Source organism: Dactylosporangium darangshiense (assembly GCF_039537565.1).
GTDB lineage: Bacteria > Actinomycetota > Actinomycetes > Mycobacteriales > Micromonosporaceae > Dactylosporangium > Dactylosporangium darangshiense.
This window is the reverse complement of sequence record NZ_BAABAT010000048.1, coordinates 55520-76785: the sequence shown is the minus strand read 5'-3', so window position 1 is coordinate 76785 and position 21266 is coordinate 55520. Positions and strand designations below refer to the sequence as shown.

20 protein-coding genes are annotated in these 21266 nt (G+C 72.4%); 11 read left to right on the top strand and 9 right to left on the bottom strand.

The genetic code is table 11. The features are described from left to right. Positions 1–297 precede the first annotated feature (297 nt). Both ABD901_RS48115 and ABD901_RS48110 read right to left on the bottom strand, forming a co-directional pair. Positions 298–1608 (bottom strand): HAMP domain-containing sensor histidine kinase, encoded by a 1311-nt coding sequence (locus tag ABD901_RS48115; protein WP_345139133.1) that lies wholly within the window; start codon positions 1606–1608, stop codon positions 298–300. A gap of 29 nt (positions 1609–1637) precedes the next feature. After that, positions 1638–2309, bottom strand: coding sequence for a response regulator transcription factor (locus ABD901_RS48110; RefSeq protein ID WP_345139130.1), 672 nt, complete (start codon positions 2307–2309; stop codon positions 1638–1640). 231 nt (positions 2310–2540) lie between these two features. On the opposite strand from ABD901_RS48110, the gene ABD901_RS48105 reads away from it, so the two are divergent. From ABD901_RS48105 to ABD901_RS48085, 5 genes are all read left to right on the top strand, one after another. Further along, positions 2541–3548 (top strand): Kelch repeat-containing protein, encoded by a 1008-nt coding sequence (locus ABD901_RS48105; RefSeq protein WP_345139126.1) that lies wholly within the window; start codon positions 2541–2543, stop codon positions 3546–3548. Positions 3549–3877: 329 nt separating this feature from the next. Then, positions 3878–4417 carry a SigE family RNA polymerase sigma factor gene (locus ABD901_RS48100; protein ID WP_345139123.1) on the top strand — a complete coding sequence of 180 codons (540 nt, stop codon included), beginning with the start codon at positions 3878–3880 and terminating at the stop codon, positions 4415–4417. Next, positions 4404–5525, top strand: a complete 1122-nt coding sequence (locus ABD901_RS48095; RefSeq protein WP_345139121.1) for a hypothetical protein — start codon at positions 4404–4406, stop codon at positions 5523–5525. The genes ABD901_RS48100 and ABD901_RS48095 overlap by 14 nt, the downstream gene beginning before the upstream one ends. 115 nt (positions 5526–5640) lie before the next feature. Next, entirely contained in the window at positions 5641–6129 is a 489-nt protein-coding gene (locus tag ABD901_RS48090; RefSeq protein ID WP_345139118.1) for a hypothetical protein, read from the top strand. Between the two features lie 332 nt (positions 6130–6461). Beyond that, the gene (locus ABD901_RS48085; RefSeq protein ID WP_345139115.1) at positions 6462–7511 is read left to right on the top strand and encodes an aldo/keto reductase; all 1050 of its coding nucleotides are present in this window, start codon (positions 6462–6464) and stop codon (positions 7509–7511) included. A gap of 171 nt (positions 7512–7682) precedes the next feature. Here ABD901_RS48085 and ABD901_RS48080 read toward each other — a convergent pair whose 3' ends face one another. The 3 genes from ABD901_RS48080 to ABD901_RS48070 form a co-directional block, all read right to left on the bottom strand. Further along, entirely contained in the window at positions 7683–8225 is a 543-nt protein-coding gene (locus ABD901_RS48080) for a group II truncated hemoglobin (RefSeq protein WP_345139112.1), read from the bottom strand. Between the two features lie 250 nt (positions 8226–8475). Further along, positions 8476–10905 (bottom strand): glycoside hydrolase family 3 N-terminal domain-containing protein, encoded by a 2430-nt coding sequence (locus tag ABD901_RS48075; protein WP_345139109.1) that lies wholly within the window; start codon positions 10903–10905, stop codon positions 8476–8478. Between the two features lie 70 nt (positions 10906–10975). After that, positions 10976–11320 carry a winged helix-turn-helix transcriptional regulator gene (locus tag ABD901_RS48070; RefSeq protein WP_345139107.1) on the bottom strand — a complete coding sequence of 115 codons (345 nt, stop codon included), beginning with the start codon at positions 11318–11320 and terminating at the stop codon, positions 10976–10978. A gap of 70 nt (positions 11321–11390) precedes the next feature. Between ABD901_RS48070 and ABD901_RS48065 the strand changes: the two genes are divergently transcribed. Further along, positions 11391–12239: an alpha/beta hydrolase gene (locus tag ABD901_RS48065; protein ID WP_345139104.1), complete on the top strand. Its 849-nt coding sequence runs from the start codon at positions 11391–11393 to the stop codon at positions 12237–12239. Here the strand turns inward: ABD901_RS48065 and ABD901_RS48060 are convergent. From ABD901_RS48060 to ABD901_RS48050, 3 genes are read right to left on the bottom strand one after another with little or no spacing between them, the layout of a single operon-like run. Further along, positions 12236–12964 carry an ABC transporter permease gene (locus ABD901_RS48060; protein ID WP_345139101.1) on the bottom strand — a complete coding sequence of 243 codons (729 nt, stop codon included), beginning with the start codon at positions 12962–12964 and terminating at the stop codon, positions 12236–12238. The genes ABD901_RS48065 and ABD901_RS48060 overlap by 4 nt on opposite strands. After that, positions 12961–14514 (bottom strand): ABC transporter permease subunit, encoded by a 1554-nt coding sequence (locus ABD901_RS48055; RefSeq protein WP_345139098.1) that lies wholly within the window; start codon positions 14512–14514, stop codon positions 12961–12963. Before ABD901_RS48055 ends, ABD901_RS48060 begins: the two co-directional genes overlap by 4 nt. Further along, entirely contained in the window at positions 14511–15416 is a 906-nt protein-coding gene (locus ABD901_RS48050) for an ABC transporter ATP-binding protein (protein ID WP_345139094.1), read from the bottom strand. Before ABD901_RS48050 ends, ABD901_RS48055 begins: the two co-directional genes overlap by 4 nt. A 65-nt stretch (positions 15417–15481) precedes the next feature. Between ABD901_RS48050 and ABD901_RS48045 the strand changes: the two genes are divergently transcribed. After that, positions 15482–16144 (top strand): response regulator transcription factor, encoded by a 663-nt coding sequence (locus ABD901_RS48045; protein ID WP_345139091.1) that lies wholly within the window; start codon positions 15482–15484, stop codon positions 16142–16144. After that, positions 16144–17217 (top strand): sensor histidine kinase, encoded by a 1074-nt coding sequence (locus ABD901_RS48040; RefSeq protein ID WP_345139088.1) that lies wholly within the window; start codon positions 16144–16146, stop codon positions 17215–17217. Before ABD901_RS48045 ends, ABD901_RS48040 begins: the two co-directional genes overlap by 1 nt. Here ABD901_RS48040 and ABD901_RS48035 read toward each other — a convergent pair. Then, positions 17202–17939, bottom strand: coding sequence for a class I SAM-dependent methyltransferase (locus tag ABD901_RS48035; protein WP_345139086.1), 738 nt, complete (start codon positions 17937–17939; stop codon positions 17202–17204). The genes ABD901_RS48040 and ABD901_RS48035 overlap by 16 nt on opposite strands. 107 nt (positions 17940–18046) lie before the next feature. Between ABD901_RS48035 and ABD901_RS48030 the strand changes: the two genes are divergently transcribed. Genes ABD901_RS48030 through ABD901_RS48020 form a run of 3 tightly spaced genes read left to right on the top strand, consistent with a single transcriptional unit; the run spans position 18047 to position 21245 of the window. After that, on the top strand, positions 18047–18730 hold the full coding sequence (locus ABD901_RS48030; RefSeq protein ID WP_345139084.1) for a TetR/AcrR family transcriptional regulator: 684 nt from the start codon (positions 18047–18049) through the stop codon (positions 18728–18730). 5 nt (positions 18731–18735) lie between these two features. Beyond that, the gene (locus tag ABD901_RS48025; RefSeq protein ID WP_345139081.1) at positions 18736–19659 is read left to right on the top strand and encodes an ABC transporter ATP-binding protein; all 924 of its coding nucleotides are present in this window, start codon (positions 18736–18738) and stop codon (positions 19657–19659) included. Further along, entirely contained in the window at positions 19656–21245 is a 1590-nt protein-coding gene (locus ABD901_RS48020) for an ABC transporter permease (protein ID WP_345139078.1), read from the top strand. Before ABD901_RS48025 ends, ABD901_RS48020 begins: the two co-directional genes overlap by 4 nt. Positions 21246–21266: the final 21 nt, after the last annotated feature.

Below are 21266 nucleotides of genomic sequence, written 5' to 3'. Positions count from 1 at the left end.
GCAGCGGCCAGATGCTTTCTCTGACCGTTCCTACCGTCAGCGAAAGCATGAGGACCGACGATGCACGGCATCAGCCCTGACGTACTGTCCGGCGACTCGGCAGGCTGACGATTCCGTACTCCTCGGCGCGTCGATCCTCGGTTATGTCAATGCCGTCGCGGCGGTTGTCTTCCTGATCTGGCTGCGCCGTCAGCGCCGAAACCCGGCCTGAGAGCCGACCGGGAGCGCGTGGTTCGCGCCGGCTGGTCGGCCGTAAACGTGAGAGTTGCGACCCAAGGCCGCCGACGGTGACGGCGATCAACCCCCCCTCATGCGCCATGTCAGCGCATTGCCGGCCGCGGCGGGTGGGAGGTGGAGGGTGAATGCGGCGCCGGTGGCGGCGGCGTCGCAGACGAGGTCGCCGTGGTGGAGGCGGGCGATGCGGCGGGCGATGGCCAGGCCGAGGCCGTGGCCGGGGACCGACCGGGTGAGACGGACGTATCGTTCGAATATGCGTTCCCGCTCGGCGTCGGGGATGCCGGGTCCATTGTCGGTGATGCGGACTTCGATGTGTTCGTCGGTGCGCTGGACCGAGACGCTCACGGCACCGCCGGTCCGGGGCACGGCGGCCAGGGCGTTGTCGAGCAGGTTGTGCATTAGCCGGCGCAGGGCGTCGGGGTCGCCGTGGACCATCGCCCGGTCGCCGAGCCCGAGCGTGATCCGGGTGCCGGGGGCCCGCTCGGCCGCCTGGTCGGCCAGCTGCCGGATCAGTGCGTTGAGGTCGAGCTCGGCGAACTGTTGCTGCGTCTCGGCCCGGGCGAGGCCCAGCACGTCGTCGACGAGGCGGCCCAGCCGCACGGCGTCGCGGGCGAGCGAGGCTTCGATCGTGTCGCGTTCGGGACGCGGGGGCTGCTCACGCAGGAGCACCTCGGCGCTGGCCTGCAGGGCGGCGATCGGGGTGCGCAGCTCGTGGGAGGCGTCGGCGAGGAAGTTCCGCATCGCCGTCTCGGCGTGCTCCGCGCGGGTGATCGCCGCTTCGAGCGCGTCCAGCATCTGGTCGAAGGCGGCCGCCATGCCGCCGAGCTGGGTGTCGGTGCGGCTTGGCCGTAGACGTTGTGACCGTTCGCCCGAGGCGATGCGCCGAGCCGTTCGCGCGACCTCGGTCAGCGGGTGCAGTGCGGTCGTTGCGGCGCGCATCACCAGCAGCGTGGCGACGGCGAGCGCGGCCAGCGACACCGCGATCTCGATCGCGAGCAGGCGTTGCACCGCGCGGTCGTTCTGCACCTCGCTGGCGCTGTAGGTGATCTGGGTGCCGTCCGGCAGGGTGTGCCGCACGACGAGCAGCGAGTCGTGCCGCGCGACGCTGACGTCCGGCCGCGCCGAGGCCGCCGCGGCGGTGGCCGGATCGGCCGCGTTCGGCGGCCCGGTGACGATGTCGGTGGCGATGCCTTCCAGCGCCAGGGTAAAGGCGAGCTGCTTAGCCTGGCCTGCGGGCCACGCCTGGCGCATCGCGCCCGCGGCGGCGGTCAGGCGGCGCTCCAGGTCGCGGTCAAGGCTGGCGCGGTACAGCAGGGTGACCGCGGTGACCACCGCGGCAAGGACCACTGCGAGCACGGGAAGCGTCGTCATGATGATCCGCCTGCGCAGCGATCCGGTGTTCATCGCGGACTCAGCCGGTAGCCGAGGCCCCGGACCGTCTCGATGATCCTCGGCCCGCGCGCCTCGAGCTTGCGCCGCAGCGCACTCATGTGCACCTCGACCACGTTCGGGTCATAGGCGTCGTAGCCCCAGACCTGCGTGAGCAACTGTGTCTTTGACAGCACGAGTCCGCGATGGCGGACCAGGTAGGCCAGCACCCGCAACTCGGTCGGGGTCAGCTCCAGCGGCTCGCCGCCACGGGTGGCCAGGCCCGCCTGCTCGTCGATGATCAGGTCACCGGCTTCGATGACCCGGTCGAGGCGGCCGGTGCGGCGCAGCACGGCGCGCAGCCGCGCGAGCAGCTCCTCGAGCGCGAACGGCTTGACCAGGTAGTCGTCGGCGCCCAGCGCGAAACCCCGCAGCCGGTCCTCCACCGTGTCGCGCGCAGTAAGAAACATGATCGGCACATCACGCCCCGCACGCAGCCGCGCCGCAAGGTCGAAACCGTCGCCGCCCGGCAGCCCCACATCGAGAATGACCAGGTCCGGCGCGAGCGCGAGGATCCGATCAGGCTCCACGAAGCCGGCAATACCGGCCACCCACACCCCCTCGCGGCGCAGCGCACGCTCGACCGCAAGCCGCACGGGCCCCTCGTCCTCCACCACCGCAACGCGCGCCGGCTGACCATTCATGTGCCCAAGTATCGGACCGCACTCCCTGAGCAGTCACTGAAGAACCCCAGATCTTCAGCACCAGCACAGGAACCGCCGCGAGTCTGACGGCGATGACATTCCGACGCTGCGCCCAGCCGGCGTCGCCAGGTGAGGAGGCACGAGGTGTATATCCGCCCTCGCCGGTTCCAGCGACCGGCCGCCGCGATACCGGCACTGGCACTGTCAGCGTTGCTCGCCGGATGCAGCTTAATGGGCCGGTCACCGGGCACGCCGCCGCCCTCCGTTAGCCAGCCGGCGATCGCCGGCTGGCGCGAGGCCGACTCCGCGGGGCGCGTCCCGCAGCCGCGCGACGGCCACTGGATGGCCGGCGACACCAACGGCCGGGTCATCCTGTTCGGCGGCAAGGGCGCCGGCAGTCGGTACTTCAACGACACCTGGACCTATACACCCGCCACCAGCACTTGGACCGAACTCACGCCGGCCGGCACCCTCCCGCCGGGACGGTTCGGCCACGGGCTGGTCCATGACCCGGCCGATCACCGCATCCTGCTCTTCGGAGGCGTCGCCACCACCGGACTGGCCAACGACCTGTGGGCATACGACCTCACGATCAATTCGTGGACGCCTGTCGAGCCGGCCGGTGTGCGGCCGCCCGCGCGCCTCTACCCGTCGATGGCCTACGACCCGGCAACCCGCAAGGCTGTCGTCTTCGGCGGATGGACCGGCAACAGCGAGTTCGCGGATACCTGGGTCTACGATCCCGCCGCGAACCGGTGGAGCGAAGTCCACAGCGCCGGCGGCCCCCACGCCCGTTGGGGCTCGTCCATGGTCTACGACGCTGCCACCGGCACAATGATCCTGTTCGGTGGCCTGTTCGGCAGTTACGACGGCAGCAGCCGTCTCAACGACACCTGGGAATACGACCCGACGACAGGCACGTGGAAGAACCTGTCGCCGGTCCGGAGCCCTTCCACGCGCGGCTACGCCTCAATGGTCTACGACTCCGCCACCGACAAGGTCATCCTCTTCGGCGGCTTCGCCGGAAGCGATGGACTCCTCGGCGACACCTGGGAGTACGACCACACCGCAAACACGTGGAACCGGCTCATTCCCGGCCCGGCCGACCCGCCCCGGCGGGACTTCAGCGCAGCCGTCTACGACCCACGAGCCGACACGACCATCCTCTTCGGTGGCCTGACCGGGAACGCCGGCAACGTCGACGGCACCCTGCTCAACGACACCTGGCGACGGCCCTGACCGCGACGTCGAAGATCAGTGGTTCTGGTGGGTGCGGCACCTGGCGTTCGTGGCGGTACCTGACGTCGCGCCGAACGCGCGATTCACAGGCGAGACCGACACGCGCCGGCCGGCGCGGACAGTGCACTCGATCTTGCGTGGGCTCGGCCAACCTGACGCTCGGCATTACCAGGCAGGATGTCGATGGCCGAGGGGGCGGAACACCGCGTTCAGTCCTCGTATAGCGGATAGTCGGCTGGGCTCCGGGTCAAGCGCACGCCGCCCCGCATGCGCCATAACCTGTCAACCGCCGGCGGCGTCCACCCGGTTGTACCGGCAGGAGGACCCGGATGACCCGAGCACCCGCACCACCCGAAGGCTTCGCCGAGTTCGTGGCCGCGCGCTCCGACGGGCTGCTGCGCGCGGCGTGGCTGCTGACCGGCGACGCCGGGCGCGCCGAGGACCTGCTGCAGACCGCCCTCGCCCGCAGTTGGCTGCACTGGGACAGGATCGCCAAGGACGGCAATCCCGAGGGGTACGTCCGGCGGGTGCTCTACAACACATACATGAGCTGGTGGCGGCGGCGCTGGCGCGGCGAACTGCCGAGCGCGGCGCCGCCAGACCGGGCTGGAGCCCAAGACGTCGCCGTCGACTCGGCCGCCCGCGACGGGCTGCGCCGCGCCTTGGCGCGCCTCACCGGCCGCCAACGGGCGGTGGTCGTCCTGCGGTACGTCGAGGACCGCACCGTCGCCGAGACGGCCGAGCTGCTGGGCTGCTCGGCCGGCACCGTGAAGACCCTGGCCTTCCGGGCCTTGCAGGCGCTGCGTACCGACCCTGCCGTGCGATCGCTGCTCACTGACGAAGGAGCTGAGCACCATGACGCACCCTGATGGCGGCCGTGACATCGGCACGCTCCTCAAAACGCTGGTGCCCGAGCTCGCGGCGCCGCCCGACCGGCTGGCCGCGGTCGGCCGCCGGGTGCGTCGCCGGCGGCTGCGCGCCGGCCTCCTGGCCGCGGGATGCGTCGCCGTCGTCCTGCTCGGCGGGGCGGTCGCGGTCGCCACCGCCCACCCGGACACGAACGAGACGGCCGGTCCGCAACGGCCGGTCGCCGGCGACTGCCCGGCGATGCCGCCGCGGTTCGAGTCCGGGAACGGGGCCCTGCCGTCCACCGCGCCCGGCGACCTGGCTCCGCCCGGCGCGGTCCGCGCCGTCCTGTGCCGCTACAACCCGGTGCCCGAGCTGCACGTCGAGCGCCCCGGGCCGCCGCGGCGGCTCGTCCTCACCCGCGATGTCGCCGGCCTGATCACCGCGCTGAACGGGCTCCCGGCCAACGACATGGACCCCTGCTTCCAGGGCGGCTACGGAGGCGGGTACCTCACCCTGGAGTACCGCGACGGCACGAAGACGACCGTCGAGCTCGCCACCGCCTGCGGATTCGTCCGGCGCGACGCGATCACGCGCTACCAGAGCGGCGACGCGGTGGAAGCGTTCGACGCCCGGTTCACGGCGCAGGAACTCGCGGTGGCCAGGCCGGCCGACGTGCCCGCGGCCGGCTGCATCCAGCGGCTCACGAGCGGGCCGGCCGACGGCAGGTACAGCCCGGATCCGGCCTCCGACGTCTGGATGTACACCTACGGCCAGGACCACCGCTACCTGCCGGCGCCTCTCGCGGTCGTCACCGCGTGCCGGTACGTGCGCGGCCCCGACGGCAGCTGGGACCGCACCAGCCAGGTCACCGACCGCGGCGTCGCCCGCGACACCGCGACGGCGGTGGAGGAGGCGGCGAGGACGGCCGCGGGCGAGATCCCGTACATGGGCTGTTCGTCCCAGCCGAAGACGGTGGACGTGCTGATGCTGCGCGACGTGGTCGGAGAGACCCGCGAGGTCCGGGTCACCCGCGACACCTGCGCGGTCGTGACGTTCGACTTCGACGGCGCCCCACCGTCCCCCGCGCTCGACAGGGTCCTCGACGGCCTGCTGGGCCGGCCGACATAGACGGCAGGCCCCCTCCAACGTGGCCAGCGCTCTGTGCCCGCCTGTACGGACAGCGGGCCGCGAAGAACCGCGCCGCCCGTGCCATCGCCGCGGCGACCGCAAAGGAAGACCAGTAGTGCCGAAGAAGCCCCTGAGCCTGCAGAAGACGGCGGACCGCGCCCTGTGTCCCGTGCCCACGGCGAACGTCATGCACATGAAGGTCCACGAGATAGCCCGGTGGATGCGTGGCGCTGGCGTGACCGAGGCGCTGACTCCACAGCAGGCCACAGCGTGGAAGGTCGACCCGCGCAACGCGCCGGAGCGGTTCACCGGTCTGCTTGCCGAGCACGCATCTTGCGCCGCCGAGCGTGAGTACCGTGAGCGCCAGGCCGACCTCGAGGACGAGCACCGAATGCTCAACCTGACGGAGAAGGTCACCCAAGCTGACGCCTTGGCGGTCCTGGAGCTTGCCTGCGCTGCGGAAAACGTTCAAAGAGGTCAACAAGACCGACCCGCGCTTCGCGGACTGGTGGCAGGAGAACTCCAAGGAGGCGTACAACACCGGCCTTGCCAACGCAGCGGCGGCGTTCGACAACTACGCGAAGTCGAACAACGGCAAGCGTAGGGGCGCGCGTATGGGTATGCCGCGCCGGAAGTCGAAGCACCGTGCAAACCGGGCACGCGAGTGCCGAAACCGCGTGGAGCCGACCAGAAGACCCGCACCACCCGCCAGGCCCGCAAGGACCCGGCGGGGCGGGCAGGTGGGCGCAAAACCGACCCACAGTCGGACAGAAACGCGAGACCTTCATTGGGACACCACAACCCAACTCGGACTGTGGTGACACCGTTCAGGACCTTCCGCGCGGAAACGCACGAAATAGCGACCCTGACGGTTCACTCCCCATTCACCACTCGAGAGCCCGGAAGCGCGGCGACGAGGCCGGTATCGTGACCGGCGTGCAGTATCGCGCTCTCGGCCGGTCCGGTCTCATGGTTTCCGTGCTCACGATGGGCACGATGACGTTCGGCGGTAAGGGCGGTTTCGCCGCGGTCGGCTCGACCGACGTGCCCGAGGCGCGCCGCCAGGTCGACATGTGCCTCGACCACGGCATCAACCTCATCGACACCGCCGACGTGTACTCCGAAGGCGTGTCCGAGGAGATCGTCGGCGAGGTTCTCAACGGCCGGCGCGACCAGGTGCTGGTCGCCACGAAGGTACGGATGTCGATGGGACCCGGGCCCAACGACGCCGGGCTGTCGCGGCACCACGTCATCGCCGGGTGCGAGGCGAGCCTGCGCCGGCTCGGGACCGACCACATCGACCTCTACCAGGTCCACGAGTGGGACGGCGTTACGCCGCTCGAGGAGACCCTGGAGGCCCTCGACCTGCTGGTCAGCTCGGGCAAAGTCCGCTACGTCGGCGCCTCCAACTACACGGGCTGGCAGCTGTTGAAGGCGCTCGGCGTGGCCGACGTCAACCGGCTGCCGCGGTTCGTGAGCGAGCAGATCTACTACTCGCTGCAGGCCCGCGACGCGGAGTACGAGCTGCTTCCCGCCGCGGTCGACCAGGGTCTCGGCGTGCTGGTGTGGAGCCCACTCGCCGGCGGGCTGCTGTCGGGCAAGTACCGGCGCGGCGCGACGCCGGCGGCCGGGGCCCGCCAGCTCACTGACTGGGACGAGCCTCCGGTGTACGACCAGGAGAAGCTGTACAACACCGTCGACGTCCTCGTCGAGGTCGGCGAGGCGCACGGGGTCTCCGCCGCGCAGGTTGCCCTGGCCTGGCTCCTTGGTCGGCCGGCGGTCACCTCGGTCATCGTGGGCGCCCGCACGACCGAGCAGCTCACCGACAACCTCGCCGCCGCCGACCTGGTCCTCTCCATCGAGGAGCGGCGCCGCCTCGACGAGGTCAGCGCGGTGCCGCTGCTGTACCCGTACTGGCACCAGGCGAAGACCGCCCGCGACCGGCTCTCCCCGGCCGACCTGACGCTGCTCGGCCCGTACCTGTAGGTCAACGGGCCAGCGCTGCGCGCAGGACCGCGACGCCGTGCGGCGTGGACGGCACGTGCCCGGCCACGGGCGTTGACGCCGCACCCCGCATGGTGTCGCTCCTTGCCGCCGCCCACCCCGAGATCGACGTCCGCTCGACCTAGCCGACGCATCAAAGTTCGCGGATGCCCGTCAGTCTTCAGACTGTCGCGGCCATGTCCAAGCGGGGACCTCACGGATCGGATGCAGCTGGTCATCGGTCTCGGCATGCGAGTTCTGCTGGGCCACGCGGGCGCCGAACTCGAGGTGCTCGCGCACGGCCGCGCGGAAAGCGGCGTCGTCCGGCAGACCAACTTCATCGATCGCTTCGAGGTAAAGGGCGACGAACCGTTCCCGCTGATCGTCGGTGATCTTCAGATGGCGGTGGACGTCAATGATGTACTGAAATCCCAGGCCGGTGGTGAACCTGTCGGGGCCGCCGAAGGACTCGGCGGTGAACCAGGTGAGGTGTTCGACATGGCTCGGCTGGCGGGCGGGGAACACGCTGCGCAGCGTGGGGTCGTCCAGCACCTTGGTGTAGAACAGTTCTTCCAGGCGATGCAGCGCCTCGTCGCCGCCGGCGAATTCGTACAGAGTGGTCATTGCCTCGTCCTCCATGGCCTGGACTGAGCGACGGGTGCGCTCCCCGAAGATCCGATCGATGCGACCGTACCTCGTTGTGACGAGCGTGGTCATGTACCCGAAGCAGCAACGTCCGGTCATTGAGCAGCGCGTGGCGGAGTTGCGCGCCGCCGGGACCGGCGCGTCTGGCCTCGTGGCGGACCTGACCGATCCGGAGCAGGTGGACCGCCTATGGTGGAGCGCCGGTACGGCCGGGTCGGCAACGTCGCCTCGGTGTCTGGGCCCATGGTCGCCTATCCCGGCGATGCCGCGTACCACGCCGCCAAACAGAGCGCGGCCGGGCCTCACGTGGTGCGGGTGCGGGCTACGACGTGGTGCAGGTGGCTCCGTTCAGGGTGAAGGACGTCGGGCGGGGGTTGGAGCCGGTGTACGTGGCGTTGAAGCCCAGCGACATGGTGGCGCCGGCCGGCAGCGAAGGGTTCCAGGTCTCGTTGCGGGCCGTGACCGTTGCCGACGACTGGGACCAGACGGCGGACCAGCCCTGGCTCAGTTTCTGGTTGCCGGGGAAGGTGAAGGACAGCGTCCAGCCGTTCAGGGCGGTCTGCCCGGTGTTCTTCACGGTCAGGGAGCCGGTGAAGCCGCCGCCCCAGTCGTTCACCGAGTAGGTCACCGAGCACGTCGACGACGGTGGCGGTGTCGTGGTGCCGGGGGGCGTGGTGACCGTGGCGGGGGACGATGCGGGGCCCGCGTTGCCGGCGGCGTCCACCGCTACCACCGTGTACTGCGTGCTGGTGCCCGGCGTCAGGCCCGTCAGCGGATACGTGGTGGTGGTCGTCGTGGCCAGCAAAGAGCCCGCGCGCAGGACCCGGTAGGAGACGGGGGTCGTGCCGGTCGTGGGGGCGGTCCAGGTCAGGGTGGCCGACGTGGACGTCACGGCGGAGACCGTCGGGGTGCCGGGCTGGCCGGGAGTGCCGGGCGGGGGCGTGGTCGTGTAGGTGAGGCCGAAGCCGTACGGGAACAGGGCGGGCTTGCCGTCGCCGTCGTTGATCGGCTCCTGCGAAGCGCTCTGCATCCAGGTCACCGGGAGCTTGCCCGTCGGGGCGTAGTCGCCGAACAGGACGTCGGCCACGCCGGCGCCCTCGGTGCCGGGGAGCCACGACGCCAGCAGGGCGCTCCAGTCCGGCAGCTGGGCGGCGATGTCCAGCGGGCGGCCGGAGACCAGGACCACCACGACCGGGACGCCCGAGGCCTTCAGGGTCGCCAGGGTCTGCAGGTCGGTGGAGTCCAGGCCCAGCGAGCCGGGGCGGTCGCCCTGGCCCTCCGCGTAGGGGGTTTCGCCGATCACCGCGATCGCCGCGGAGTAGGTGCGGTCGATGCCGGCGCCCGTCGCGTTGTAAGTGACCGTCGCCGACGAGCCGGCGGCGGAGCGGATGCCCTGCAGGATCGTGGTGCCGGGGGTGGTGTTGCCCGAAGCGCCCTGCCAGCTGACCGTCCAGCCGCCGCTCTGCAGGCCGATGTTGTCGGCGCTCTTGCCCGCGACGAAGAGGCGGCCGGACTTCGGCAGCGGCAGGATGTTGCCGGCGTTCTTCAGCAGGACCTGGGACTCGCGGACGGCCTGGCGGGCGACCTGGCGGTGTGCCGCGTTGCCGACGGTGCCGGTGAGGGAACGGTCGGCGAGGGGGTGCTCGAACAGCCCGTACTCGAACTTCTTCGTCAGGATGCGCCGGACCGCGTCGTCGATGCGGGCCTGGGGCACGCGGCCGGCCTGGACCTCGCCGCGCAGCGTGGTGATGAACGTCTTCCACTCGGTGGGGACCATGACCATGTCGATGCCGGCGTTGACGGCGCGGCGGACCTCGGAGCCGGTGAAGCCCTCGCCGCCCTCGATCTGGTCGATGCCGTTCCAGTCGGACACGACGAAGCCGTTGAAGCCGAGCTCGCCCTTGAGGACGCCGTTGATGAGGTAGTCGTTGCCGTGCATCTTCTGGCCGTTGAACGACGAGAAGGAGATCATCACGGAGGCGACGTTGCGGCGCACCGCCTCCTGGAACGGCGGGAGGTGGATGGCGCGCAGGTCGGACTCGGACAGCTGGGTGTCGCCCTGGTCGACTCCGCCCGTGGTGCCGCCGTCGCCGACGTAGTGCTTGGCGGTGGCGAGCACGCCGCCGGCCTGGTAGCCGTCGATGATCGTGGCCATCGACACCGGCAGCTCGGGCTTCTCGCCGAAGGACTCGTAGGTGCGGCCCCAGCGGTCGTTGCGGGCCACGCACAGGCACGGCGAGAACGTCCACTGCACGCCGGTGCCGCGCACCTCGTCGGCGGTGGCCCGGCCGACCTGCTGGGCGAGGGCCGGGTCGCGGGTGGCGCCGAGGCCGATGTTGTGCGGGAAGATGGTCGCGCCGACGACGTTGTTATGACCGTGGACGGCGTCGGAGCCGTAGAGCAGCGGGATCTTCAGCGGCGTGGCGAGGGCTCCGCGCTGCAGCCCGTCGGTCATGTCGGCCCAGCTCGCGGCGGTGTTAGGCGAGGGGGCGGAGCCGCCGCCGGACAGGATCGAACCCAGCCGATACTGCGTGACGTCGGCGGCACTGGCCGAGCCGCGCTCGGCCTGCGTCATCTGGCCGAGCTTCTCGTCGAGGCTCATGCGCGACATCAGGTCGGCGACCCGCTGCGGCACGGGCAGGCTCGGGTCGAGGTAGGGCTCGGCGGCGGCCGCCGGCAGTGCGAAGGCCAGCGTCGCCGCGGCGGCGAGAGCGGCGGTCAACACGGCACTGATGAGCACTGGGCGGCGCATGCCACGGACACTAGGCGCGGGGTACGACACTTTCTCCCCGTGTCGATGCCCTCGGTCTCGGCGGCGCAGGTCAGGCGGGCGGCGCCGGTGTAACATTCACCGTCGCCCAGTCACAGACGGCCTGTAGCGGGCCCTCGAGGGTCTTGCCGAGCGCGCTCAGCGAGTACTCGACGTGCTGTGGCGCCTCCTGCCGCAGGACCCGCCGCTCGACGAGCCCGTCGGCCTCCATCCCGCGCAGCGTCTCGGTGAGCACCTTCTGCGTGATCCCGGGCAGCCGCCGCCGCAGCTCGGCGTGCCGCTGCGGCCCGGCGGCGAGCGCGTAAATCAGCAGGACCCGCCACTTGGACGCCAGTCGCTCCAGCGCCTGCCGCGTCGCGCAGGACTCGTCGAGCACGTCGGGGACGACGATCGCCATCGAACCTCCGGTATGGGCACCCGAAAGTGCCTTCTGTCAGCGGTACCGCGTCAGAGCCTAACGTCGACTCGTGGCGGTAGAACAGCTCGAATTCACAAGCGAAGACATAATCCTCAAGGGCCACCTGCGCGGCGCGGCAGCGGGCCAACGGCGCGCGGCGCTCGCGATCACCGGGCCGTTCGCGGGCGTCAAGGAGCAGGTCGCCGGCGTCTACGCCGAACGGCTCGCCGCGGCCGGGTTCGTCACCCTCGCGTTCGACCACCGCGGCTTCGGCGAGAGCGGCGGCCGCCCCGCGCACGAGGACGTGCAGGGCAAGCTCGCCGACCTGCGCGCCGCCGTCGGCGCCCTGGCCGCGCACCCCGCCGTCGACACGGAGCGCATCGGCGTGCTCGGCGTGTGCCTGGGCGGCGGCTACGCGCTGCGGGCGGCGGCCGAGGACCCGCGGGTGCGCGCGGTCGCGGGCATCGCCGGCGGGTACAACAGCCCCGCCTTCTTCGCCCGCGACCCCGACGCCTACCGCGCCACCCTGGCCGCTCTGATCGGCCGCTACGACGAGCACATGCCGGCGGTCGCGCCGGACGGCGGCGAGGCCGCGATGTCCGGCGAGGAGCCGTACTCCTACTACGGCAACGCAGAGCACTGGCGCAACGAGGTCACCCGCGGCTCGCTGCACTCGCTGCTGACGTTCGACGCGCTCGGCGCCGCCGCCCTGCTGGCCCGCACCCCGCTGCTCGTCGTGCACGGCCGCGTCGACGCCTACTGCTCCCCCGAGCTGGCGAGCGCCGCGTACGAGGCGGCGCCCGGCCCGAAGCGCTTCGAGTGGATCGACTGCGAACGCCACGTCGACCTCTACGACCAGGAGCCCTACGTCACGCAGGCCGCCGGCGCCGCCGCGGCGTTCTTCGCCGAATATCTCTAGGCGTCGCGGCGCACCAGGAGCAGCCAACCCGCCAGCATCGCGCCGAGTGCCCACAGTGCCAGCACGCCCAGGCCGGCCCACGGACCGATCGGCAGGGTCGCCAGGTTCTTCGTCGCCTGTACGGCGGTGCCGGCGCTCATCGGCCCGATCTGCTGCAGGTGCCGCGACCACGTCTTGTCGGTCACGACCCGGGCCACGATCGGCCACGCGTACAGCAGGGCGAGCACGATCCCGGCGGCCGCGGCAGAGCTGCGCACCGCCGTGGCCAGGCCGAGGCTGAGCAGGGCGATCAGCACGAGGTACAGCACCGACCCGATCGCCGGCCGCCAGGCGAACGCGTGCGCGGGCAGTAGCAGCCACCCGGCCAGCAGCGAGCCGGCGACGCCGGCGAGGGCCGCCGCGCCGGCCGCCGCCACGGTGACGAGCGCCTTGGCGGCCAGCATCCGGGTGCGCCGCGGCACGGCGGCGAGGCTGACGCGGACCATGCCGGTGCTGTACTCGTTGCCGATCACCAGCGCCGCCAGGACCGCGACGACGGCCTGGCCGAGCTGAATGCCGGTCAGCCCGACCTTCGGCAGGTCCGCCTCGCACGTGGCGCCGCAGTTGACGGCCGCGGCCGCCAGGGCGCTCAGCCCGACGGTGGCCGCGACGGCGCCGAGCAGTAGCCAGGCCGTGCCCGGCGACGTGCGCAGCTTCGTCCACTCCGCGTGCAGCGCCGTCCTCACGCGTCCCTCCGGCGCAGGTTCGTCACGGCGGCGGCGTACACGACGGCGATCCACAGGGCGAGGACGGCCAGGCCGCTCCAGGCGCCGAGCGGGAAGTAGCCGTCGGCCGGTGAGTAGATGTTGTCGATCTGGTCGTACCGCGGCTCGCTCTGCTGCATCGCGAACGCCGCGGCGGGGCTGACGCTCAGCAGCCAGTCCGCCGCGCGCAACGGCAGGACCGTGACCGACAGCAGGTACGGCAGGACGACCACGACCACCGAGACGGTGACCGCGGTGACGCCGCGGCGCAGCAGGGTGCCCAGGCCGACGGCGAGCACCGCGCAACCGGCCAGCAGCGCGGCGGTGCCGACGACGACGCGGGCCTCGGTGGCCGCCGTGGCCGGGTGGACGTACACCCCGTTGTCCCGCAGCACGTCCACGCCGAACGCGACGACGACCCACGCGGCGGCGAGCCCGAGGACGAACGTGACGCCGCCGAGGACGAGGGCCTTCGCGGCGAGCACCCGGCCGCGGCGGGGCGCGGCGGCGAAGGTGGTGCGGATGAGGCCGCGGCGGAACTCGGCGGTGATGAACATGGCGCCGATGACGACGACGGCGATGAGCCCGACGAACGTGCCGATGAGGGTCTGGCTGACGGTGACGCCGCCGCCGGACGCGCCCGACGCCGCGGGTGCGATGTCGCCGGACCCGGTCAGCGACCAGCCGTCCGCGGTGGGCTCGAAGCCGGCCTGCGGCCCGGCCGCCCGCGCGGTGTGCCCGCCGGCGGGTCCGCCGCCACCGCCGTCGCCCGGGCCGGGATGGGGCCCGATCACGGTGCCCTCCCAGTCCGGCGACCAGGAGCCGGCCGTGGCCAGGTGGTCGAACGTCGCGGTGGCCTCGCTGGGGCCGCCCTGCACGCCGGAGAGCACCACCCCCTGGTTGACCCGCTCGGAGTACTGCGGCGAGGTCACGAACAGCCCGGCGGTCACGGTCGCCGGCAGTCCGGGCACCCGGGCGGTGCCGACGGTGGTCCAGGCGGCGCCGTCGGCGGAGCGCTCGGCCTTGAGCACGTCGCCCGTGCGGGTCAGGCGCAGCCACATCGGCTGCGGCCTGATGGCGGCGTCGGCGGCGTGGCCCTCGTCGTGGTCGTAGCCGTACTGCAGCCGCACGCCGTGCTCGCCGGTGAGCATGACGGCACCGTAGGCGGAGCCCTGCGTGGTGCCGTCCTTGACGATGAGCCCGGCCTTCGCCCACGGCACGAGGTGTTCCTTCTGCCCGCCGGCACCGTCGTCGATCACGCCGGTGAGGCCCGCGATCCGGGCGGTGACGGTGCCGTCGCCGGTCAGGGTGCGGTGCACGAACGTGAAGCTGTCGCTGACCTCCTGGCCGCTCGGGCCGTGCAGCGGGGTGCATTCGGAGCCGGGGCCGTTCTGGCCGCAGGAGCCCTGCCGGCTCGGCGTGAGGCCGAAGGCGAGGATGAGTAGGGCGCCGGCGGCCAGGCCCAGCGCCCAGCCGCGCACGGTGCGCAGCTTCGTCCACTCGGCGCGCAGCAGGCGCAGGAAGCCCTTCATGACGCCGCCCGGAACTCGACGGCGTCGCGGGTGAGCTCGAGGTAGGCGTCCTCGAGGGTGGCGCGGTGCGCGGACACCTCGGAGAAGGGCACGCCGGCGCGTTGCAGCGCGCCGATGACGTCCTCCGCCACCGGGCCGGACACCGTCAGGGTCCCGTCGCCGTTCGGCGTCACGGTGGCGCCGGCGTCCCGCAGTACCACGGAAGCCCGATCGACGGCAGAGGACCGCAGCGTGATGCGTCCGTTGGCCGCGCCGGCCAGCAGCTCGGCCACGCTCGCGTCGGCGATGACCCGGCCGCGGCCCACGACGACGATGTGGTCGGCGGCGCCCTGCAGCTCGCTCATGAGGTGGCTGGAGACGAGCACCGCCCGGCCCTGCCCGGCCAGCTCCCGCATGAAGGTGCGCATCCAGATGATGCCTTCGGGGTCCATGCCGTTGAACGGCTCGTCGAGCATGAGCGCGGGCGGGTCGCCGAGCAGGGCGGCGGCGATGCCGAGGCGCTGGCGCATGCCGAGGGAGTAGCCACCGGCCCGGCGCCGCCCGACGCCGCCGAGGCCGGCTAGCTCGAGGACCTCGTCGACGCGGCGTGACGGCAGGCCCTGCGAGTGCGCGAGCCACAGCAGGTGGTTGCGCGCGGTGCGGCCGGGCTGCAGCGCGGCGGCGTCCAGCAGCGAGCCGAGGTGGCACAGCGGCCGGTCGAGGGTGCGGTAGGGGCGGCCGCCGACGAGCGCGGTGCCCTCGTCGGGTGCGTCGAGGCCGAGCACGACCCGCATGGTGGTGGACTTGCCGGCGCCGTTCGGGCCGACGAACCCGGTGACGTGCCCGGGGCGGACGGTGAACGTCATCCCGTCCAGTGCGAGGTTGGGCCCGAACCGCTTGCGCAGGCCCTCAACGGTAATCATGGCGTCCGGTCTACGCCGCGGCCGGTGACACCACGGTGTCACCGCGTGCCTGGCATGGTTGTCCCATGCGCGTGCTCGTCGTTGAGGACTTCGAGATCCTGGCCCGGACCATCGGCACCGGGCTGCGCCGCGAGGGGCTGGCCGTGGACGTGGTCCTCGACGGCGTCGACGCCTTCGAGCGCCTGGCCGTCACGCGGTACGACGTGGTCGTCCTCGACCGCGACCTGCCCGGCGTCGGCGGCGACGACGTGTGCCGGCACATCGTGGCCGAGCACCCGGCCTCGCGGGTGCTGATGCTGACGGCCTCGGGCACGGTGCGCGAGCGGGTCGAGGGGCTCGGCCTCGGCGCCGACGACTACCTGCCCAAGCCGTTCGACTTCGACGAGCTGGTGGCCCGCATCCGGGCGCTGGGCCGGCGCCCGGCCACGGCGCTGCCGCCGGTGCTGACCGTCGGCGAGCTCGCCCTCGACCCCGCACAGCGCGTCGCCACCCGGGCCGGGCGCCGCCTGGAGCTCAGCCCGAAGGAGTTCGGCGTGCTGGAGTGCCTCATGGCGGCGGGTGGGCGGCCGGTGTCCGCCGAAGAGCTCCTCGAACGGGTGTGGGACGAGGCCGCCGACCCGTTCACGACCACGGTGAAGACGACGGTTCGCCGGCTGCGGGCCCGGCTGGGCGACCCACCGGTGATCCACACGGTCCGCGAGGCCGGCTACCGCGTCGAGGAGGCGTGATGGCGCGCTGGACGCTGCGGCGGCAGCTGACCTTGCTGTACGCCGGCCCGTTCCTCGTCTCGGGCGCCGCCTTGTTGCTCGTGCCGCTGCTCGGCGCGAGCCAGACCCAGCCGGTCGGGCAGGGCCCGATCGTGCCGCCGCCCGGCGACGGCGGCGGCGAGGTCCGCAACCACCTGCTGGGCCTGTCGGCGATCTCGTTCGCCGCGATGGTGCTCGTGTCGATCGTCGTCGGCTGGTACATCGCCGGCCGCTACCTGCGCCCGCTGCGGCTCATCATCGACACCGCGCGGGACATCTCGGCCACCAACCTGCACCGCCGGCTCGGCCCGGCCGGGCGCCGCGGCGAGTTCGCCGAGCTGGCCGGGACCCTCGACGAGCTGTTCGGCCGGCTCGAGGCGTCGTTCCAGGCGCAGCGGCGCTTCGTGGCCAACGCCTCGCACGAGCTGCGCACGCCGCTGACCGCGCAGCGCACGCTGCTGCAGGTGGCGCTGTCCGACCCGGACGCCGACACCGACAGCCTGCGCACGGCCGGCCGGGACGTGCTCGCACTCGGCGAGGCGCAGGCGCGGCTCATCGACGCGCTGCTCACCCTCGCCACCGGCGAGCAGGGCATCGAGCAGCCGGCCCCGTTCGACCTGGCCGACGTCGCCCGCCGGGTCGTGCAGGCGCGCACCGGCGCGGCCGAGGCCGTCGGCATCGCCGTCACGTCGTCCCTCGCCCCGGCGCCGGCGACCGGCGACGAACAGCTCGCCGAGATCCTCGTGGCCAACCTCGTCGACAACGCGATCCGGCACAACGTCGGCGCCGGCGGGCGGGTCGAGGTCGCCACCGAGGGCGCGACGCTGACGGTTTCCAATACCGGTCCTGTGGTACCCCATGAGGAGCTCGACCGTCTCTTCCAGCCCTTCCAGCGCCTCGGCGCGCAGCGGGTGCGCTCCGCCGCCGACGGCCACGGCCTGGGCCTGGCGATCGTGCGCGCGATCGCGGCGGCGCACGGCGGCGAGGTGTCCGCGCTCCCCCGCCCCGGCGGCGGCCTCGTCGTGCGGGTCAGCCTGCCTCACGCCTTGCGGTAAACGGAGATGTGGTCGCGGCTGGTGGGGCCGAACGGCTCGCGGCGCCAGTTCGCGTAGCGGGCCTCGAGGCGCAGCCCCGCCGCCGCGGCCAGCTCGTCGATCTGCTCCGGCCAGCGGTAGTGCATGCCGAAGGGCTTGAGGCGCACGCCGCCGTCGGTGAACGTGACGGTCTGGCGGACGAACGTCTGGGCGGCGCGGTCGTACTGGTGCAGCCGGATCGTCACCGCGTCGTCGGTCACCGACCGGACCTGGACCTGCTGCTCGTCGCGGTCGAAGTCGGCCGGGTCGGGCACGAACGCCTCGATCACGAACGCGCCGCCGGGCGCCAGGACCCGGGCGATGTTGCGGAAGCAGTCCTCCTGCCGGCCCTCGCCGGTGAGGTTGAACAGCGTGTTGAACACCAGGTAGGCCAGCGGGTAGGGCCCGCCGTCGACCGCGACGTCGGCCATGTCGCCGACGAGCACGGGGATGTCCGCACCGCCCGGCTTGGCCCGCATGAGCTCGACCATCTCCGGCGCGGCCTCGATCCCCTCGACGGCGACGCCGCGGGCGGCGAGTGGCAGCGCGACGCGGCCGCTGCCGATCGCCAGCTCCAGCGCCGGGCCGGCGCCGGCCAGCCCGGCGAGGAACGCGACCGCGTCCGTCGGGTCGGGGTTGTCGGTGCGGTCGTAGGTCGCCGCCCACTGACGGCCGAAAAGTCCGGGATCGTCGAGTTTCGACATGCGCTCCACCACATCACGAGGGGCCTCTGGCGGCAACCGCTATACACGCGTACAGTCGGCTGCGTCGGCGTGTAGCTTCCGATACGCCGGTACAGGAGGTGGGATCGATGGCAGACCACGGCAGGGACCGGGCCTACGAGGACCTGACCGCCCGCGCGCGGATCAGGGACGCCGCGATCCGCCTGTTCGCCGAGCGCGGCATAAACGGCACGACCGTCCGCGACATCGCGCAGCTCGCCGGGGTGTCGCCCGGCCTGCTGCGCCACCATTTCGGGTCCAAGGAGGCGCTGCACGACGCGTGCGACGCCTACGTGCTCGAGCGGGCGATCGAGATCAAGGAGAAGCTGGTCTTCGGCGGCGAGATCGCCAACCCGGGCTTCCTGCCGGCCGCGCACCCGGAGATCCTGCTGACGTACCGCTACGTGACCCGGGCGCTGCTGGACGGCTCGACCACCGCCGCCGCGATGTTCGACGACCTGGTCGCGCGGACCGAGGACTGGATCGGCACGCACATGCCGGACATCACCGAGGACCACCGGGCGTTCGCCGCGGTCCTCGTCGGCATGCAGTCGGGGCTGGCCGCGATGAACGAGCACGTGTCACGCGCGCTCGGCGTCGACGTGTTCACCCCGGAAGGGCACCTGCGCATGGCGGCGGCGCTGGCCGCCCTCTACTCCCACCCCCTGCTCGACCCGGACTTCGTCGCCCAGACAAAAGGGGCCCTGGAGCGGGTGCGGGCATCGAATCCATCGACCGCCCCGGCCAACGACGCCGGGGCCGAAGGAGCATGACGATCATGACCGAGGCGATCCGCGCAGACGCACTGGTCAAGACGTTCGGGCGCACACGTGCGCTCGACGGGCTCGACCTGGTCGTGCAGACCGGGGAGGTGCACGGTTTCCTCGGCCCGAACGGCGCCGGGAAGTCGACGACCATCCGCGTCCTGCTCGGGCTGCTGCGCGCCGACACCGGCACCGCCCGGCTGCTCGGCGGCGACCCCTGGACCGACGCCGCCACCCTGCACCGCCGCCTGGCCTACGTGCCCGGCGACGTCACCCTCTGGCCCAACCTCACCGGCGGCGAGGTCATCGACCTCCTCGGCCGGCTGCGCGGCGGCCTCAACACCGCCCGCCGCGCCGAACTCCTCGAGCGCTTCGACCTCGATCCGCGCAAGAAGACCCGCACCTACTCCAAGGGCAACCGGCAGAAGGTCGCCCTGGTGGCGGCCCTGGCCTCCGACGTCGAACTGCTGATCCTCGACGAGCCGACCTCCGGCCTGGACCCGCTCATGGAGGAGGTGTTCCGGCAGGTCGTGCGCGAGGAGCAGCAGCGCGCCGGGCGCACGGTGCTGCTGTCCAGCCACATCCTCAGCGAGGTCGAGTCCCTCTGCGACCGGGTCACGATCATCCGCGAGGGCCGCGCCGTGGAGACCGGCACCCTCGCCTCCATGCGCCACCTGACCCGCACCTCCATCCAGGTCGACCTCGCTGGCCCGGTCAACGGCCTCGAGGCGTTCCCGGGCGTGCACGACCTGCAGACCCACAACGGCACCGTGCGGTTCAACGTCGACAATGCGGCCCTGGATGCGGTGCTGCGCCAGCTCACCACCGTCGGCGTCAAGAGCCTCACCAGCCAGCCGCCGACCCTCGAGGAGCTGTTCCTGCGCCACTACGACCGCGCGCAGGGCAACGGCCAGGCGGTCACGGAGGCGGCGCGATGACCTCGCTCACCGGCACCCGGGCGCTGACCCGCCTCGCGCTGCGGCTGGACCGGGTGCGGCTCACCATCTGGGTGCTCGGCCTCGCCGTCATGCCGATGGGGACCGCGGCCAACTACCAGAAGCTGTACCCCACCGATGCCGACCTGCAGGCCGTCAAGGGCGTGCTCACCAACCCGTCCCTCGTCGCGCTCAGCGGCCCCCTGTTCGACGTGTCGATCGGCGGGCTCACCGCGTGGAAGATCGGCATCACCGAGTTCATCCTCATCGGCCTGATGAGCCTGCTCACCGTCGTGCGGCACACCCGCACGGAGGAGGAGACCGGCCGCCTCGAGCTGCTGCGCGCCACCGTCATCGGACGGCACGCGCCGCTGACCGCCGCGCTGCTCACCGCCGCCCTGGCCGACGTGGCGATCGCGGTGCTCATCGCGCTCGGGCTCATGGCCACCGGCCTGCCCGTCGCCGGCTCGATCGCGTTCGGCGTCGCCACCGGCCTCGTCGGGCTGCTCTTCGCCGCCATCGCGGCCGCCGCCGCGCAGCTCACCCAGAGCGCCCGCGCGGCGAACAGCATCGCCGGGGCGATCCTCGGCGGCACCTACCTGCTGCGCGCCGCCGGCGACACCGGCCCGACCTGGCTGTCCTGGCTCTCGCCGACCGGCTGGGCGCTGCACCTGCGCCCCTACGGCGGCGAGCGCTGGTGGGTCGCGCTGCTCTTCGTGGGCTTCGCCGCCGTCTTCGCCGCTGCCGGCTACGCCCTGGCCGACCGGCGCGACGTCGGCGCCGGCCTGATCGCCGAGCGCCCCGGCCCCGCCGCCGGCGCGCCGAGCCTGCGCAGCCCGCTGGCGCTGGCCTGGCGGCTGCACCGCGGCCTGCTCATCGGCTGGACCGTGGGCCTGGCCCTGTCCGGCGCCGTGCTCGGCGGCGCCGCGAACAGCATCAACAGCCTCGAGTCGCCCAACCAGCAGCTCACCGACGTGCTGACCCGCATGGGCGGCAAGGCCGGGCTCACCGATGCGTTCCTCGCCGCGATCTTCGGCATCGTCGGCATGGTCGCCGCCGCCTACACCGTCCAGGCGACGCTGCGGCTGCGCCAGGAGGAGAGCAGCGGCCGGGTCGAGCCGATCCTCGCCACCCGCGTCGGCCGGCTGCAGTGGGCGGCCAGCCACCTCGCGTTCGCACTGTTCGGCACGGCGCTGCTGCTGGCCGTCGCCGGGCTCGCCGGCGGTGTCGTCTACGGCGCCGAGGTCCACGACGTCGGCGGCCAGGCCGGGCGGGTGTTCGGCGCGGCGATGGTGCAGCTGCCGGCCGCCTGGGTGCTCGCCGGCTTCGGCATGGCGCTCATCGGCCTGTTCCCGCGGCTGAGCACCCTGACCTGGGCGGCGCTCATCCTGTCGGTGCTGCTGGTGGAGCTGGGCGCACTGTTCGGGCTCAACCAGTACGTGCTGGACATCGTGCCGTTCGCGCACGTGCCGAAGCTGCCCGGCGCCGCGTTCTCCGTGACGCCGCTGTTGTGGCTCACCGCGGTCGCGGTCGCGCTCGGCGCCGCCGGACTGTTCGGCCTGCGTCGCCGGGACATGCCCGTCGCGTAACACTTGAGTTCGGCGCGGGCG

What these genes read in the sequence shown, in the direction of transcription:
- ABD901_RS48115 (WP_345139133.1), bottom strand. Translation starts at nt 1,608, where the DNA reads ATGACGACGCTTCCCGTGCTCGCAGTGGTCCTTGCCGCGGTGGTCACC.
- ABD901_RS48110 (WP_345139130.1), bottom strand. Translation starts at nt 2,309, where the DNA reads ATGAATGGTCAGCCGGCGCGCGTTGCGGTGGTGGAGGACGAGGGGCCC.
- ABD901_RS48105 (WP_345139126.1), top strand. Translation starts at nt 2,541, where the DNA reads ATGGGCCGGTCACCGGGCACGCCGCCGCCCTCCGTTAGCCAGCCGGCG.
- ABD901_RS48100 (WP_345139123.1), top strand. Translation starts at nt 3,878, where the DNA reads ATGACCCGAGCACCCGCACCACCCGAAGGCTTCGCCGAGTTCGTGGCC.
- ABD901_RS48095 (WP_345139121.1), top strand. Translation starts at nt 4,404, where the DNA reads ATGACGCACCCTGATGGCGGCCGTGACATCGGCACGCTCCTCAAAACG.
- ABD901_RS48080 (WP_345139112.1), bottom strand. Translation starts at nt 8,225, where the DNA reads ATGACCACGCTCGTCACAACGAGGTACGGTCGCATCGATCGGATCTTC.
- ABD901_RS48075 (WP_345139109.1), bottom strand. Translation starts at nt 10,905, where the DNA reads ATGCGCCGCCCAGTGCTCATCAGTGCCGTGTTGACCGCCGCTCTCGCC.
- ABD901_RS48070 (WP_345139107.1), bottom strand. Translation starts at nt 11,320, where the DNA reads ATGGCGATCGTCGTCCCCGACGTGCTCGACGAGTCCTGCGCGACGCGG.
- ABD901_RS48055 (WP_345139098.1), bottom strand. Translation starts at nt 14,514, where the DNA reads ATGAAGGGCTTCCTGCGCCTGCTGCGCGCCGAGTGGACGAAGCTGCGC.
- ABD901_RS48050 (WP_345139094.1), bottom strand. Translation starts at nt 15,416, where the DNA reads ATGATTACCGTTGAGGGCCTGCGCAAGCGGTTCGGGCCCAACCTCGCA.
- ABD901_RS48045 (WP_345139091.1), top strand. Translation starts at nt 15,482, where the DNA reads ATGCGCGTGCTCGTCGTTGAGGACTTCGAGATCCTGGCCCGGACCATC.
- ABD901_RS48040 (WP_345139088.1), top strand. Translation starts at nt 16,144, where the DNA reads ATGGCGCGCTGGACGCTGCGGCGGCAGCTGACCTTGCTGTACGCCGGC.
- ABD901_RS48035 (WP_345139086.1), bottom strand. Translation starts at nt 17,939, where the DNA reads ATGTCGAAACTCGACGATCCCGGACTTTTCGGCCGTCAGTGGGCGGCG.
- ABD901_RS48030 (WP_345139084.1), top strand. Translation starts at nt 18,047, where the DNA reads ATGGCAGACCACGGCAGGGACCGGGCCTACGAGGACCTGACCGCCCGC.
- ABD901_RS48025 (WP_345139081.1), top strand. Translation starts at nt 18,736, where the DNA reads ATGACCGAGGCGATCCGCGCAGACGCACTGGTCAAGACGTTCGGGCGC.
- ABD901_RS48020 (WP_345139078.1), top strand. Translation starts at nt 19,656, where the DNA reads ATGACCTCGCTCACCGGCACCCGGGCGCTGACCCGCCTCGCGCTGCGG.